This is a genomic window from Nannocystis pusilla, from assembly GCF_020073745.1.
GTDB classification, from domain to species: Bacteria; Myxococcota_A; Polyangia; order Nannocystales; family Nannocystaceae; genus Nannocystis; species Nannocystis radixulma.
The window spans coordinates 96,488-110,606 of sequence record NZ_JAIRAU010000056.1 but is presented as its reverse complement, the minus strand read 5'-3'; the positions used below and the strand labels follow the sequence as shown (position 1 = coordinate 110,606).

14 protein-coding genes are annotated in these 14,119 nt (G+C 73.3%); 8 read left to right on the top strand and 6 right to left on the bottom strand.

The window, feature by feature from the left end; translation table 11 throughout:
• Window positions 1-23 precede the first annotated feature (23 nt).
• On the top strand, window positions 24-224 hold the full coding sequence (locus tag K7C98_RS38220; protein WP_224196850.1) for a helix-turn-helix domain-containing protein: 201 nt from the start codon (window positions 24-26) through the stop codon (window positions 222-224).
• Between the two features lie 121 nt (window positions 225-345).
• Here the strand turns inward: K7C98_RS38220 and K7C98_RS38215 are convergent, their stop codons facing one another.
• Window positions 346-1,137, bottom strand: coding sequence for an enoyl-CoA hydratase/isomerase family protein (locus K7C98_RS38215; RefSeq protein WP_224196849.1), 792 nt, complete (start codon window positions 1,135-1,137; stop codon window positions 346-348).
• A gap of 22 nt (window positions 1,138-1,159) precedes the next feature.
• On the opposite strand from K7C98_RS38215, the gene K7C98_RS38210 reads away from it, so the two are divergent.
• Window positions 1,160-1,600, top strand: a complete 441-nt coding sequence (locus K7C98_RS38210; RefSeq protein WP_224196848.1) for an acyl-CoA thioesterase — start codon at window positions 1,160-1,162, stop codon at window positions 1,598-1,600.
• A 63-nt stretch (window positions 1,601-1,663) separates the two neighbouring features.
• On the opposite strand, the gene K7C98_RS38205 is transcribed toward K7C98_RS38210, so the two are convergent.
• A complete protein-coding gene (locus tag K7C98_RS38205; protein WP_224196847.1) occupies window positions 1,664-2,170 on the bottom strand; it encodes a hypothetical protein in 507 nt (168 codons plus the stop codon).
• Window positions 2,171-2,178: 8 nt separating this feature from the next.
• Here K7C98_RS38205 and K7C98_RS38200 point away from each other — a divergent pair, with 8 nt between their 5' ends.
• From K7C98_RS38200 to K7C98_RS38190, 3 genes are all read left to right on the top strand, one after another.
• Complete coding sequence (locus tag K7C98_RS38200; RefSeq protein WP_224196846.1) at window positions 2,179-3,600, top strand: TIGR00366 family protein; 1,422 nt, start codon at window positions 2,179-2,181, stop codon at window positions 3,598-3,600.
• Between the two features lie 69 nt (window positions 3,601-3,669).
• Window positions 3,670-5,007: a radical SAM protein gene (locus tag K7C98_RS38195; protein WP_224196845.1), complete on the top strand. Its 1,338-nt coding sequence runs from the start codon at window positions 3,670-3,672 to the stop codon at window positions 5,005-5,007.
• Window positions 5,004-5,993, top strand: coding sequence for a pyridoxal phosphate-dependent aminotransferase (locus K7C98_RS38190; protein WP_224196841.1), 990 nt, complete (start codon window positions 5,004-5,006; stop codon window positions 5,991-5,993). The genes K7C98_RS38195 and K7C98_RS38190 overlap by 4 nt, the downstream gene beginning before the upstream one ends.
• 74 nt (window positions 5,994-6,067) lie before the next feature.
• Here K7C98_RS38190 and K7C98_RS38185 read toward each other — a convergent pair whose 3' ends face one another.
• Complete coding sequence (locus K7C98_RS38185; RefSeq protein WP_224196839.1) at window positions 6,068-7,396, bottom strand: radical SAM/SPASM domain-containing protein; 1,329 nt, start codon at window positions 7,394-7,396, stop codon at window positions 6,068-6,070.
• A 219-nt stretch (window positions 7,397-7,615) separates the two neighbouring features.
• On the opposite strand from K7C98_RS38185, the gene K7C98_RS38180 reads away from it, so the two are divergent.
• Window positions 7,616-8,359, top strand: a complete 744-nt coding sequence (locus K7C98_RS38180) for a hypothetical protein (protein ID WP_224196838.1) — start codon at window positions 7,616-7,618, stop codon at window positions 8,357-8,359.
• Window positions 8,360-8,389: 30 nt separating this feature from the next.
• On the opposite strand, the gene K7C98_RS38175 is transcribed toward K7C98_RS38180, so the two are convergent.
• The 3 genes from K7C98_RS38175 to K7C98_RS38165 all read right to left on the bottom strand — a co-directional run bounded on the left by K7C98_RS38175 (window position 8,390) and on the right by K7C98_RS38165 (window position 11,066).
• Entirely contained in the window at window positions 8,390-9,046 is a 657-nt protein-coding gene (locus K7C98_RS38175) for a glycerophosphodiester phosphodiesterase (RefSeq protein ID WP_224196836.1), read from the bottom strand.
• Between the two features lie 97 nt (window positions 9,047-9,143).
• The gene (locus tag K7C98_RS38170) at window positions 9,144-10,376 is read right to left on the bottom strand and encodes a DUF4215 domain-containing protein (protein WP_224196834.1); all 1,233 of its coding nucleotides are present in this window, start codon (window positions 10,374-10,376) and stop codon (window positions 9,144-9,146) included.
• 21 nt (window positions 10,377-10,397) lie between these two features.
• A complete protein-coding gene (locus tag K7C98_RS38165; protein WP_224196833.1) occupies window positions 10,398-11,066 on the bottom strand; it encodes a hypothetical protein in 669 nt (222 codons plus the stop codon).
• A 107-nt stretch (window positions 11,067-11,173) separates the two neighbouring features.
• On the opposite strand from K7C98_RS38165, the gene K7C98_RS38160 reads away from it, so the two are divergent.
• On the top strand, window positions 11,174-13,519 hold the full coding sequence (locus K7C98_RS38160; RefSeq protein ID WP_224196832.1) for a hypothetical protein: 2,346 nt from the start codon (window positions 11,174-11,176) through the stop codon (window positions 13,517-13,519).
• A complete protein-coding gene (locus K7C98_RS38155) occupies window positions 13,512-14,117 on the top strand; it encodes a hypothetical protein (RefSeq protein ID WP_224196829.1) in 606 nt (201 codons plus the stop codon). The genes K7C98_RS38160 and K7C98_RS38155 overlap by 8 nt, the downstream gene beginning before the upstream one ends.
• Window positions 14,118-14,119 lie beyond the last annotated feature (2 nt).

The window sequence follows — 14,119 nt, the reverse complement described above, 5'->3', positions numbered from 1 at the left end:
CCTGACACACCGGAGAGAGGAAATTGCCGCAGCTCATCCTTGAAGACCTGAACCTCGAGACCGCGGAGCGGCGCCTGTGCTCCGAGGCGCTCAACACCGCCGGCAACATCGTCGGCGCTGCGGACCTGCTGGGCATCACCCGCCACGCCTTGAAGCGGCGGATCATCAAGCTCGGCATCGAGTGGCCGCCGGCGCGCGGCGCTCGCAACGAGCCCCAGACCTAGGATCGCGCGGTCGCGGCCGCCGGCCCGTGCCACATGGCTCTTCGGCCAGGTGAGTGCAGGCGCCGACGCTCCGCGATCGACGAGCGCGCGCGGACGAGGGCGCCCGCGCGCGCGGAGGGTCTCAGCGCCCGGTGAATTGCGGCGGCCGCTTCTCCACGTACGCCGCCAGCCCCTCGGCCGCGTCGCTGCTCTGGAACAGCCGCTGCTGCAGCTCGCGCTCGAGCGTCAGCCCGTCGAGCAGGCTCAGCTCGCCGCCCGTCTGGCAGGCGCGCTTGAGCAGCCCGACCGCCAGCGACGCCTTGCCCGGCGGCACGAAGCGCTTGGCGTACTCGCGGACCTGGCCGACGAAGTCGGCGGCGCTCGGCGCGTCGAACACCTTGTTGACGATCCCGAGCCGCTGCGCCTCGTCGAAGTCCATCGTCCGGCCCTCGGCCATCAGCTCGATCGCCGCCGACTTGCCGATCAGGCGCGTGAGTCGCTGCGTGCCACCTGTCCCTGGGAGCACCCCGAGCGCCACCTCGGGCAGCCCGCACTGACCGGCGCCGCGGCGGGCGATCCGCAGGTCGGCGGCCAGCGCGACCTCGAGGCCGCCGCCGACGCAGTGGCCGTTGAGCGCCGCGATCACCAGCTTGGGCGTCTGCTCGAGCCGCGCGATCGTCTCGTTGGCGTGCAGGCAGAAGTTGTACTTGAACGTCGGGTCGGCGCCCTTGAGCATGCGGATGTCGGCGCCGGCGCAGAAGAACTTCTCGCCCGCGCCGACGACCACGATCACGTGCACCTCGGCGTCGAAGCGGGCGCGCAGGATCGCCGCGTCGAGGTCCTGCATCATCGCGTACGAGTAGCAGTTGGCGGGCGGGACGTTGATCGTGAGCTGGGCGACGCCGCCCTCGGCGTGGTATTCGACGTGAGGCATGCCCGGGCTTATACCCGATCCTGTGCACGTCCACCGCGTCCACGTCGGCTTCGGCGACTGCGACCCCGCCGGCATCGTCTACTTCCCGCGCTTCTTCCACTTCTTCCACGAGGCGATGGAGACGTGGTTCGACGAGGTGCTCGAGCTCCCCTACGCCGAGATGATCCGCGGCCGCGGGCTCGGGTTTCCCGCCGTCCACACCGAGGCCGACTTCGCCATCCCCTGCGCCTTCGGCGACGAGATCGCGGTCGAGCAACGGGTCGTCGGCCTCGGCCGCACGTCGATCCGCTTCGCCTACCGCGTGCGCACCTTCGGCGACTCCGACGCGCCGGTCCGCCTCACCGGCGCCACCGTCTCGGTCGTCATGGACCTCGACCCGCAGCGCCCGACCTTCCGCCGCCCCGTCGAGCTGCCGGCGGACCTGCGGGCCCGCATCGAGCCGCTCGTCGTCCCGCCGGGATGATGCGCGTCACGCCATTTCTGATCGCCGCCACGACCTGTCCCTCGAGACATCTCGCGCGCGCCGCTACAGGCCGAGCGCGGCCGCGAAGCCGGCGAAGTCCGGAGCGGCGACGATCCAGCGATTCCCCTCGCTCCACGACCATCGCAGTCGCAGCACCCGCGGTTGCCTCGCGTCCAGACGATAATCGAGCAGGATCGGCGCGTCGGAGCCGAGACCGAAGTCACCGAGCACCAGCGCGAGGTCCGGATCGATGCCGCGTGGATCGGCCTCAGGGTCGCTCCAGAACGGTTGCCTGGCCATGAGCGAGCGGACCGTGGCGAACGGAGGCGGCGCCAGATAGAGCCCGTCCTCCTCCGGTGCGAGCGCACGGACGCGTTCCTGGCTCGCCCGGGGCGCCGAGTTCTGGCGCAGCGCCTCGCTCGCCGTGCGGGGCCATCGGCCGCTGTCGAGCAGCGTCTGCAGCAGAGGTGGTAACGGCAGCCCGTCCATGCGCGGCCGAGAATACCCGTCCGCGAAACCACGGTCACCGGGCAGATGCCCGTCCCACAATTCGCCGTGCAGGGTTAACATCGTCGGCGGTGCCTCGCCTCCCGCCTCTCGTCCGCCTCGGGCTGGCCGTGCGTCGTGGCTTCGGTCGCTTCACGCCGGACCCGTTCGTCGTCGCGGTCGCCATGACCGTCGTCACCCTCGTGGCCGGCGCGCTCGCTCTCGGGGGCGGGCCCTCCGACCTCGTGAACGTCGTGCGCATGTGGAGCGCCCCGGGCGGCCTGTGGTCGCTGCTGGCCTTCGCCGGGCAGATGAGCCTCATGCTGACCCTCGGGACAGCCCTCGCCGCCGCCCCGCCGGTGCGCCGCGGCCTGCACGCGCTGGCCCGCCTCGCCTCCGGCCCGCGCGCGCTGGTCGGCCTGGTCGCGTTCGTCTCATGCACCCTCTGCCTTCTCAACTGGTCCTTGGGACTTGTCTGCGGGGCCATGTTCGCAAGGACAGCCGGAGACGAGGCCCGGCGCCGCAAGTTCGCCCTGCACTACCCGCTGCTGTGCGCCGCCGGCTACGCCGGCATGATGGTGTGGCACGGCGGCCTGTCCGGCACCGCCCCGCTCAAGGCCACCACCCTCGCCGACCTCACCGAGGTCCTCGGCCCCGACCTCGCCGCCCGCGTCGGCCCGATCGCCCTCGGCCACAGCCTGTTCGGCGGCCTCAACCTGGTCGTCACCGTCGGCCTGTGGCTGCTGGCCCCGCTCGTGTTCATGGCCCTCACCCCGGCCGAGGGCGCCGACCCCGATCCCCAGCCGGCGCCGGGCGGCGGGTCACCGTCCCCTTCGGACACGTCCTCCGAGACAGGTCCCGAGGAACATGTCCCTTCCGCCTTGCCCCCCGAGGGCGCCCTCGACCGCATCGAGCGCTCGCCGCTGGTCGTGTGGGCCCTGGCCGCGCCGGCCGCCGCCGCCCTCGTGTTCGCCCTCGAGGGCAGCGGCGGCGTCGACCTCAACGCCATCAACCTCGCCCTGTGGGTCCTCGCGCTGGTCCTCCACGGCCGCCCCGACGCGCTCGTGCGCGCCTGCGACGCGGGCGCCCGCGCCTGCGCCGGCATCCTCCTGCTGTTCCCGCTGTACGGCGGGATCATGGGCGTCATGAAGGGCACCGGCCTCGCCGCCGCGCTCGCCGGCGTGTTCGCGGCCGCCGACCCGCGCGCGTTCACGACCTTGACCTTCGTCTCCGCCGGCGTCCTCAACCTCTTCGTCCCCTCCGGCGGCGGGCAGTGGGCCGTGCAGGGCCCGATCGTCATGAGCGCCGCGCTCGAGCGGGGCGTCGATCCGACCCACGCCCTGCTCGCCATCGCCTACGGCGATCAGTGGACCAACATGCTCCAGCCGTTCTGGGCCGTCCCGCTGCTGGCGATCACCGGCGTGCGCGCGCGCGACATCATCGGCTATTGCACGCTGTGGATGCTCGCCGGCGGCCTGTGGATCGCCGGCTGTCTGTTCCTCGCCTCGCTGTGATCGCGGGCGGTTTCGTGCCGTCGTGCGCGACTGGCCGGCGTCGTCCCGCGTGGTAGAGTGCCGCCGGTCATGGACAGCGTCATCTCCGGCGCGACGGTCTATCACGTCGTCACGCTCAGCAATTTCGCGCGCGGCTTCGACAAGTACCAGCGTCGCTACCGCAAGTCGCTGATCCCCGAGAGCACCTACCCCGACGTCGTGCACGTGCTCGCGGCCGACGAGCTGGCGATCGGCGTCCGCAAGGCCAGGGGACTGCTCGCGCGGCTCGCCCTGCCCGGCGACGCGCTCGTCGCCCTCGAGGCGCGGCTGCCTGCCGCCCAGCTCCGCGTCAACGAGCGCAACGGCCTCGGCCGCGTGTGGCCGTCCGGCGACCTGCCGGTGCGGCGGATCTTCGCCATCGACGGCGACGGCCAGCTCGGCGCCGCGATCACCGTCGAGGACGCCACCGCCCGCGCGCTCGCCCTGCACGCCGCCCGATTCACCGCCTACGAGGAGCTCGTCCCGCGATCGATCTCCTTCCTCCCCGTGGCGAAGGGTTGTCAGGCCGCCTGCGCCTTCTGCTTCTCCGACGCCTCCGTCTCGGCCGAGCAGACCAGCGGTCGCGTCGACCTCGAGCTCGCCACCCGGTGGCTCCGCGCCGCCCGCCGGCGCGGCGCAGGTCGGGCCGTGATCACCGGCGGCGGCGAGCCGACCCTGCTCGCGCGCGACCGCCTCCTCGCGCTCGTCACCGCCTGCCGCGAGCAATTCGCCAAGGTCGTGCTGATCACCAACGGCGTGCGCCTGGCCGGCGAGTCGCTCGCCGAGCGTCGGACCTGGATCGCCGACCTCGCGGCCGCGGGCCTCGGCGTCCTGGCCGTCTCGCGCCATCACTGGGACGAGGCCGTCAACGCCGCGCGCATGAACCTCGCCACCCACACCGAGCGCGTCCTCGAGGTCGCCGCCGATTCATCCCTGCGCACCCGCCTGATCTGCGTGCTCCAGCGCGGCGGCGTCGAGTCGGTCGCCGACATCGACGCCTACGTGCAATGGGCCGCCGCCCGCGGCGTGCGCGAGGTCTGCTTCAAGGAGCTCTACGTCTCCACCAGCCACGAGTCCGTCTATCACTCGCTGAGCGCCAATCAGTACAGCGCCGCTCACCAGGTCCCGCTCGCGCGCGTGCACGAGTGGGCGCGCGGGCGCGAATTCGCGGAGCGCGAGCGGCTGCCGTGGGGCGCCCCCGTCTACGCCGGCACGATCGCCGGCAGCGACATCCGCGTGGCCGCGTACACCGAGCCCAGCCTGTTCTGGGAGCGCACCCACGGCCTCGCCCGCAGCTGGAACGTCATGTCGGACCACACCTGCCTCGCCTCGCTCGAAGATCGCGCCAGCGCCGTCACCCTCGCCCAGGTCGATCGGGGGGCCGCGTGAATTTTCCCGAGTTCATCGCCTGGAGCGCCGCCGTCCGCGAGCCCGACGTGGAGCGCCTGTGCGAGACGCGGATCTCCCGCGCCTTCGGCGACCTGCGCCCGCAGCTCGACCTCGTCGAGCCGCCGCGCAAGCTCCACCGCTGCGACCTCGCGCGCGCCTGGTGCGAGCTCCGCGGCCTCCCGGCTACCGCCGCGCGCACGGCCATGATCTGCAGCGGCGTCCGCCACGCCCTCTCGCTGCTGTTCGCCCACATGGCCGCCGCCGGCCGCCGCCTCGCGCTGCCCACCGACGTCTATCCCGTCTACTGGGAGCTCGCCCGCGCCGCCGGCGTGACCACCATCGGGGTGCCCACATTCCCCGAGCTGGCGATCGACGCCGTCCTCGATCACGCCACCAGGGCCGAGGTCGCCGCCCTCGTCCTCCCCGACCCGCTCAAGCTCCACGGCCGCCGCCTCGACGCCGCCGAGCGGGCCGCGCTCGTCGCCTGGCTGGGCCGCGATTCGCACCGCCGGCTCGTCGTCGACGGCGTCTACGCGTTCGGTGCTCGCCTCGATCGCGCCACCCTCGAGCTGCTCGACACCGGCCAGGTGCTCTACCTCGATTCACTGTCGAAGGGCTGGCTGCACGCCGGCGTGTTCGGCGTCGCCCACCTGCCCGCCCGCGACTTCGACCACCTCGGCCCGCTGTTCCGCGCCGCCGCGCCGGGCCAGGCCCAGCTGCACCTCGCCGCGCGCCTCATGACCGACCACGCCGGGCTCCCCGCCGCGCTCGTCGCCGCGATCGACGTCCGCCGCAGCGAATGCATCGACCGCCTGCGCGCCCGCGGCCTCGCGCCGGTCCCGGTCGACCGCGGCTACCTCGTCGGCGTCGCCGGCGACGCCCGCGAGCTGCTGCACACGCACCGCGTCCTCCTGCTCCCCGGCAGCGTGTTCGGCGAGCCGCAGCGCCAGGTCGCCATCGCCAGCGCCTTGCCGCCGGCCGTGTGACGCTCTCCGCGCGCCCCCCCCGAAGGACATGTCCTCAGGGACACATCCTAATCGCCCGCCGTCATTCGTCGCTGTCACTCCCCGCGCTCTTCCACCTCGCGCGGCGTCCCCGGCCCGAAGAACGCCACCTCCCGGCCCGTGCGCGGCCCCTCGATCACCACCGGCACCGCGCCCGCGACCTTCGGCTCGCGCACGACCTGGAACAGCCCGTGCGCGAACGCCTCGTCGCTCGCGCCCGCGACCTGCTCGACGCGCTCGCGCAGGCCCATGCGGTCCATCTCGAGCGCGCGGTGATGACAGTAGGGGTTGTTGCCCGGCCGCCCGAGCAGCGGCTCGCTCATCGCCGTGCACCCGCCCATGCACGTGTCGGCGTAGTAGCACTCGCGGCAATAACCCCACAGCGAATCGACCCCGCGCTGCTCGACGTAGCGGAGCTCCGGCGCCCGCTCCCACAACGCGCGCAGCCCGTGGTCGCGCCAATTGCCGCCGGCGTTGACGGCCCCGCCGACGCTCGGGCACGACTTGATCGTCCCGTCGGCCTCGATCCCGAGCCCGGTGCGCCCGGCCGAGCAGCCCTTGTAGTGGCCGTCGTCCTGCTGCAGGCGCCGGATCTTGCGCTCCAGCGGCCCGAAGTAGCCGAGGTTGTTGCCGGGCCAGAAGTGGATCTTGTGGCCCGCGCAGCGGGCGATGACGCGGTCGATCTCGGGGAACAGCTCGAGCAGCTCGAATGGCTGCAGCAGCAGCTCGGGGCGGTCGGCCGCGTTGCCGTGCGGCATCGTCAAGAACATCTGCCATGCCCCGATCCCGGCCTCGCCGAGCCGGTCGCACAGCGGCAGCAGCTCGCGCCACGTCAGGCGGTTGATCTGCGTGTTCGCGGCGATCCGCGCCCCCGCCTCGCGGCAGTGCTGCAGCGCCTCGAAGCAGCGCCGCCAGCCGCCCGGCGTCCCGCGCAGCGCGTCGTGGCTGGCCTCGAGCCCGTCGATCGACACCGACACCAGCTCGATGCCCGCCTCGACCAGCGCCTCGGCGCGCGTGCGCGTCAGCCCGAGGCCGCCGGTGGTCAGCGAGCAGGTCATGCCGCGCTCGCGGATCCGCCGGATGACCCAAAGAACATCTGCGCGCAGATACGCCTCGCCGCCGATCAGCACCACCTCGCCGACGCCCAGCTCGGCCAGCTCGTCGACCAGCCGCAGCGCCTCGTCGGTCGTCAGCTCGTCCGGCCGCGCGATCCCCGCGCGAGGCCCGCACGCCTGACAGCGCTGGTCGCAAGCGCGCGTGAACTCCCACACCGCCAGCGCCGGCCGCTGCACCGCGCCCCGCGGCGGCGGCAACACGCGGCGTCCGCGGCTCGGCGGCAGCGACTCCACCACCGGCAAGCGCCGGCGCGCCTCACGGAGCTTCACCGAAGGCAGGCTAGCACGTCCCCGGCCGGCCTCCGCGGCCGATCGAGGCTGTGATCCAAGTCGAGGCTCGGACGCTGCGAACGTTCTTGCACACCAGGCCTCTCGCCCTCACGTTCCAGGGAGGCCATGCCCATGCGTGACACCGCCGAGATTCCTTCGCAACCACCGACGACAACTTCACGTCTTCGAGAGCCACCGATCCGTCTCATCCGCAAGGCGATGGGCGACGGACCGACCCGGCGCCGCAAGCTGCTCAACCTGGCCCTCGCGCTCCGCAGTTATGGCGACGAGCGCCAGGTCCTGCCGCGGCTGCAGCGCCTGAAGGAGCTCGGATGGCTCGACCAGATCCCGACGCGGATCCAGCGAATGGTCGGCGCGATCGACATGCTGCGCTTCTTCATCATCCCGTGCGCGGCCGACTATTACCGCTCGAAGGGCATCAACTTCTATTTTCACACGCTGCTGCGCTTCCTCGACGACCCGGCCTCGCTCATCGACCCGACCGGCTTCAACAGCGCGCGCGACACCATCATCGGCCACGTCCTCCAGGTCGTGCACGCCAACCCCGACTACGACCTGCAGCTGCTCGACTCCTTCCCCGACGGCCTGCACGCGATGGAGGAGCAGATCGTGGCGCTCCTCGGCGGCACCCACCCGCGCGCCGCGTCGATCCTCGCCACCGTCGAGGACCCCGAGTACCACGCCCGCCTGCTCGACTACGTGCGCGAGTTCCGGCGCCGCCAGCCGAGGACCGCCTCGCTGCTGCGCGAGAACATCCTCAGCGACGACCGCTTCCGCATCCTCGAGCGCACCTTCGGCGAGCTGCCCCGGGCCATGCGCTACTTCAGCAAGCTGCCCACCAGCCCGCTCGGGGCGGCCCGCCACCTGCTGTCGGTCCGCGAGTTCCCGCTGCACCTGGCCGAGGCGGCCTACACCGCCGCGCCGACGCAGGCCGACACCTGACCGTCACGACATGGACCTTCCGACATGTCCTCAGGGACAGTCGGTGATGATGCGCTCGACGCCCCAGGCCGCGACCTCCTGCTTGCGCAGCAGGCTGTTGACGGTCCACACGCCGACGACCAGGCCCTGGGCGTGGTAGCGGGCGACCACGGCGGCGGTGGTGAGGCGGTGGTCGAGGTGGACGGCCGCGCAGCCGAACGCCTGGGCCCCGCCGACGTGCAGGAACGGCGGGCTCTGGGCGGCCAGCAGCAGCGCGTGCTCGTAGGCGCTGCCGGCCGCACGGGCGGCCAGCAGCATCCGCGGGTCGAAGCTCGAAAGGATCACCCGCGGCCGCCCGGCCAGCAGGGCCACCGTCCTCTGCGCCACCGCGGCGCCGCCGGCCTTGAGCTCGACGTTGAGCCAGCGATCGGTCGGCCACACCTCGAGGAGATCGCCGAGCCGGATGATCCGCTGGTTGCGGTGGAGCTGGACCCGCGACAGCTCGTCCCAGGTCAGGTGCTCGATGCGGTCCTGACGGCCGGCCAGGCGCGCGAGGTCGGGGTCGTGGAACACGACCACCTCGCCGTCGCGGGACAGCTGCACGTCGAGCTCGACGCCGTCGGCGCCGCGCTCGAGCGCGTGGAGGAACGCGGGCAGCGTGTTCTCGAGCCGAGCATCGCTGGCGCCGCGGTGCGCGAGGATCAACATGGGCCCGGTTATCGCACGGCTCGCGCGCGCGCTGTAGCCCTCGCGGGCCCCCATGTGCGCGCCGACTCACGACGCTCGGCCGCTCCCCGCCGGCCGATCACGGCAGCTTGTCGCCGAGGTCGCACAGGAAGCGGTAACTGCTCGCGCCCTCGCCGAAGCTCACGGTCATGTAGCTCTTGGCGGTGCCGTCCGGGTTCCACTTGTAGATCATCGAGCAGCCGGCGCAGTGATCGCTGTCGGGCTGATCGCCGTAGGCCATGTCGCTGACCCAGAACACCTGGTCGTCGCCCGCCCGCCAGCCCGGGCATTCGGCCGAGTTGAGCGCCCCGCCGTCGCAGGTCGCCATCGGCGTCGCCGGGTAGATGGCGAGGATCGCCAGGTAGTCGACCCCGGCGCCGACGATCCCGCCGCCGACCGGGTCCACGTTGTTGGTCGTCGCCACCTGGTAGGCCGACTTCACGTGGTCCGGCGAGCGGGTGACCAGCAGGTGCATGCCGAACTTCTGACAGACCTCCTCGGCCTTCTTGGCGCCCTTGTCGCTCTCGGCCCCGAACTCGGTGTCGACCTTGAGGAACGTGTAGCCGCCGCCGTCGCTGTCCATGTCGCACCACACGTCGAGGCTGGCCTCGCCGCCGAGCGCCTCCGGCCACAGCCGGTACTCGCCGCTGACCGCGTCGGGCACCGCCCGCTTGACCTGCAGGCAGCTGCGGGCCTCGACGCAGCCCGACATGCAGCCGTCGGTCTCGTCGGTGTTGTTGTCGTCGCAGTCCTCGCCGCCGTTGACGAGCCCGTCGCCGCAGCGCGGGCCGGGCGTGCACGTCTTCGTGCAGCCCTCGTAGGCCCCGTCGTCGTTGGCCGGCCCGTCGTCGCAGGCCTCGACCCCGGCCTGCACGAACCCGTCGCCGCACTTCGCCGGCTTGCAGCGCGCGCAGTCGTCGGAGTCGTCGTCGTTGCCGTCGTCGCACGACTCGCCGGCCTGGACCACCCCGTCGCCGCAGAACGTGGCCGTGCAGTCGGACTTGCACCCGTCGAGTTCGTCGTCGTTGCCGTCGTCGCAGGCCTCGTCGCCGGCGACCACCCCATCGCCGCACACCGCCGGCGCGACCTCGGTGGTGCTCGTCGGCGTGACCTCGGTCGCCGTCCCCTCGGTCGGCGGCGGCGTCGTCGTCGTCGTCGTCGTCGCCTCCTGATCGCCGGTGGTGATGGCGTCGGCCAGCGCGTTGCAGGCGTAGTCGCCCTCACGGCAACCGGACGAGTGACACGCGGCCAGCCCGGCCGTCAGCGCGGCGACGGCGAGCGCGGGGATGAATTCGCGGAGGACAGCGGCCATGGCGATCGATCCGTCAACACGTCAGAAGCGCGCCACCAGGCCGGCGCCGGAGCGCCCGCCCGCGAGCGTCAGGCGGCCCGGGCGGACCAGCCGACGCGCCACCAGGTAGCGGGTCAGCAGCGCGACACCTGTCCCGAGAGCCAGGCCGACTCCGGCGCCGATGAACGACGCGGCCGCGGTCTCGCGCCGCAGCGGCGCCAGGTCGATCACCGCGCCTTGTTTACCGCCGTCGTGGAGCATCTTCTGCACGCGCTGCCACTCCGTGACGTACCACGCCACTCCGGCGATGGCGAGCAGTCCGCCGGCCGCGAACTCGCCCCACAGCGCCCGGTCGCGCGCTCCGAGGCCCGCGGTGAGCGCACCCGCCCCGAGCCCGAGGCCCGCGCCGATCATCGCCGCCCCCGTGTTCGTCCCGCTCACGGCGGCCACGTAATCGGCGTTGTTCGGGGCCGGCACGAACACCGGATACACGTGACGGTGGCGCAAGGCGAGGCCGATCCCTGTCCCGAACGACAGACCGCCCGCGAGCCCCAGACCCAGCCCCAGCCCCAGCCGCGCGTCCGGCGACAGCCGCAATTCCTTGCTGTCCTCGCCGCGGCGCGACGCGCGACGGCCCGCGTGCGCGGGCGCCTCCGGACCCGCGGCGACCAGGAGCGACAGCGCCAACGCGACGACCGAACCGGCGACCATCCACCATCGGCCATAGCACCCTTCCTCGCGGCTTGCACCCCCCGGGTCGTGCCCCGGTGCGCCTGCGCCCGGCGCAGAACGACGCCTGCATGTGGTACACGCCTCCTATGGTCTCGCCCCAGGAGCCGGCCGCGTCGGGTCCGTCCTCGTCGTCCCGTCCTGTCCCGCGCTGGTCGCTCGCCGCGCTCTCGCTCGCTCACGCGTGCATCTTCGCCTGGGCCGCGAGCGTGCTCCCGTGGCAGCGCTGGACCGCCTTCGCGGCGATGACCGCCGCCCTCGCACTCGCCCACACCGTCACCGCCGCGCTGGCGCTCGCCGGCAGCCGCCGGCGCGCGCTCGCCTGGCGGATCGGCGCCGCGCTGTCGCTGCTCTACCTCGCCGTCCAGACCCTGATCGCCGCGCGCGCCGGCACCTACGTCGCCGCCCTCTACGGAGGCCTCGGCAAGGGCGTGTTCGCGGCCCTGGCCGCGTTGTGGGCCGTCCTCGTCCTGCTCACCCTCCCGTTCGCTGCCTGGGGTCTGGCCGCCACCGGCGGCTTCGGCGAGGGCCCCGGCCTGCGGCGCCGTCTCACCGGCGGCCTCGCGGTGCTGCTCGCCTTCGTCACCTTCTCCTTGTGGCGAGCCGCCGCCGCCGCCGCCGCCACGCCGATCGCCGCGCCGACCGACGACCCCGCGGCGCTCGCCGCCGCGATCCAGGACGTCCTCCCGCGCGTGCGCCCGCGAAAGGACGCCGACCTGTCCTTGTGGACACGTGCGCCGATCACCTGCGACTACCCGATCGATCGCCCGACCGCCTTCGTCGTCTACCCGGTCGCCGACCGCCCCGACGACAAGGACAAGAAGAAGATCAAGCAGGCCGCGAAGCTGCGGCCGGCCGCGCGCTGCGTCCAGGCCGACAGCGCCGAGGCGTTGCTGCCCGCGCTCGCGGCCGTGGTCGCCGACGCCGGCGCGCCCGGGCCGATGAAGATCGACGTCGTGCGCGGCGCCCAGCCGCTGGCCGACTCGCTGCCCGGCCCGTTGCCCCTGCTCTTTCGGCCAGGTCTCGACGGCGCCTGCCTCGGCGCGCGCTGCCTGCTGCCGTGGCAGCTGCTCGGCCTCAATCAGTTCCTCACCTACACCCCGCTGCCCTTCATCGAGGACCTGCGGTTCGGCGCCGCCCCGGCCGCCCTGCGCAAGGCGCTCGCGCGCAAGGGCGACCCGGCGCCCGAGCCCGACGTCGGCGTCGACGGCCTCGTGCGCCTCGACACCGTCAGCCTGCTCGTCGATCGCGACGGCCGGGTGCGCCCGCTGCCGCGCCTGCGCGACGCGATCGACCGCCTCGACGCCGACCTGCTCGCGGGCGCCCTCGCCGGCGCCGAGGCCCACATCCTCGCCGCCCAGGCCGAGGACGGCCGCTTCCGCTACCTCCTTCACCCCTTCACCGGCAAGGTCACCTGGCGCGGCTTCGCCGTCCCGCGCCAGGCCGGCACCACCCTCGCCCTGTGCGAGCTCGGCAGCGACGCCGCCGTGCCCGCCGCGCGCAACTCGCTCGCCATGCTCGCCGGCCTGCGCAAGGACTTCCCCGAACATGGCTATTCGGTCCTGTCCTATCAGGAAGGTCGGCCGCCGCCGCTCGGCGACCTCGGCAGCACCGCCCTGCCGCTGATCGCCTTCCTGTCCTGCCGCGATCGCACCGGCCCCGAGCACGACGAGGTGATCGGCGCGCTCGGCCGCTACCTCCTGGCCATGCAGCGGCCCGACGGCGGCTTCCATGCCCGCGTCGCCCTCGCCACCGGCGAGGCCCACCTCGGCCCCGACCTCCTCTACGCCGCCGGCCAGGCCGTGTTCGCCCTCGTCCTGCTCGAGCAGCTGAGCGCGCGCCAGCCGAGCGACCTGCTGCCGCCGCACGCCGAGGTGCGCGCCGCCGTCGAGCGGGCCATGACCTACTTCGCCGAAAACTACTGGTCGCACGGCCTGTACGGCTTCTTCTTCCTCGAGGAGAACTGGCACTGCCTGGCCGCCCGCGCCGCCCTCGGCGTCCACCGCCACCGCGGCTACGAGAAATTCTGCCTCGACTACGTCGATTTCAAGCGGCGCCTGATCATGGACGAGTCGAGCGGCGTCGCCCCCGAGCTGGTCGGCTCCTACGGCTTCGGCAACGTCCTCGTCCCCCACAACACCCCCAGCGCCGGCTTCGGCGAGGCCCTCGCCGCGGCCATGGCCGTGCGCGCCGCCGACGGCGAGCGCCGCCCCGAGGACACCGGTCTCATGGAACATGTCCTCACGTTCCTGATCGAGCAGCAGTGGTCCGACGCCAATTGCTTCGCCTGCGCCCGCGACCAGCGGGTCGTCGGCGGCTGGTCGGAGTCGGTCGGCTCGCTCGACGTCCGCATCGACTACACCCAGCACGCCTGGGCCGCCCTCGGCCACGGCGGCCGCCAGCTGGGCCTGATGCCCGGGAGCGGCGGTGACTGACACGAACGCCGGCGCGGCGCCGCCCCCCGCGGAGCACCCGGTCGCCGCGCGCCCCGACCGCGACGCCGACCTCGCTTCGCACCGCGACCGCGACGCCTCGCCGGCAGACGCCCGCGACGCCGCGCCCTCCGACGCCCCGCCGGCCCGCCGCGAATCGAGCGTCTGGCCGTGGCTCGTCGGGCTCGTGCTGCTCGGCCTGTCGCTGTCGCCGATGCTGCGCCCGCTCGGCTACGACTCGTTCCCGTTCTCGAGCTTCCCGATGTTCGCCCACGGCCGCAAGGACGCCGTCACCAGCGTCCACCGCGCCCTCGCCGTCCTCCCCGACGGCACGCCCGTGGCCCTGCCGCCGCGCGCGCTCGGCAGCGACGAGGTGCTGCAGGCCGACGCCACCCTGCGCCACGCCATCCGCGGCGGCAAGAAGGCCAGCGCCAGGCTGTGCCGCGCCGTCGCCCGCCGCGTCGCCGGCGACCCCGCCCTGGCGACCGCCGTCGCCGTCGAGCTCGTCACCGAGCGCCACGACGCCATCGCCTGGTTCGCCGGCGAGCGCACCCCCCTGAGCCCGCCCAGGCGGCGGGCCCGCTGCAAGCTCCCGAAGTGAAG

Coding starts and splice junctions, on each gene's coding strand:
- K7C98_RS38215 (WP_224196849.1), bottom strand. CDS start 1,137: ATGCCTCACGTCGAATACCACGCCGAGGGCGGCGTCGCCCAGCTCACG.
- K7C98_RS38205 (WP_224196847.1), bottom strand. CDS start 2,170: ATGTTAACCCTGCACGGCGAATTGTGGGACGGGCATCTGCCCGGTGAC.
- K7C98_RS38195 (WP_224196845.1), top strand. CDS start 3,670: ATGGACAGCGTCATCTCCGGCGCGACGGTCTATCACGTCGTCACGCTC.
- K7C98_RS38180 (WP_224196838.1), top strand. CDS start 7,616: ATGGGCGACGGACCGACCCGGCGCCGCAAGCTGCTCAACCTGGCCCTC.
- K7C98_RS38175 (WP_224196836.1), bottom strand. CDS start 9,046: ATGTTGATCCTCGCGCACCGCGGCGCCAGCGATGCTCGGCTCGAGAAC.
- K7C98_RS38170 (WP_224196834.1), bottom strand. CDS start 10,376: ATGGCCGCTGTCCTCCGCGAATTCATCCCCGCGCTCGCCGTCGCCGCG.
- K7C98_RS38165 (WP_224196833.1), bottom strand. CDS start 11,066: ATGGTCGCCGGTTCGGTCGTCGCGTTGGCGCTGTCGCTCCTGGTCGCC.
- K7C98_RS38160 (WP_224196832.1), top strand. CDS start 11,174: ATGGTCTCGCCCCAGGAGCCGGCCGCGTCGGGTCCGTCCTCGTCGTCC.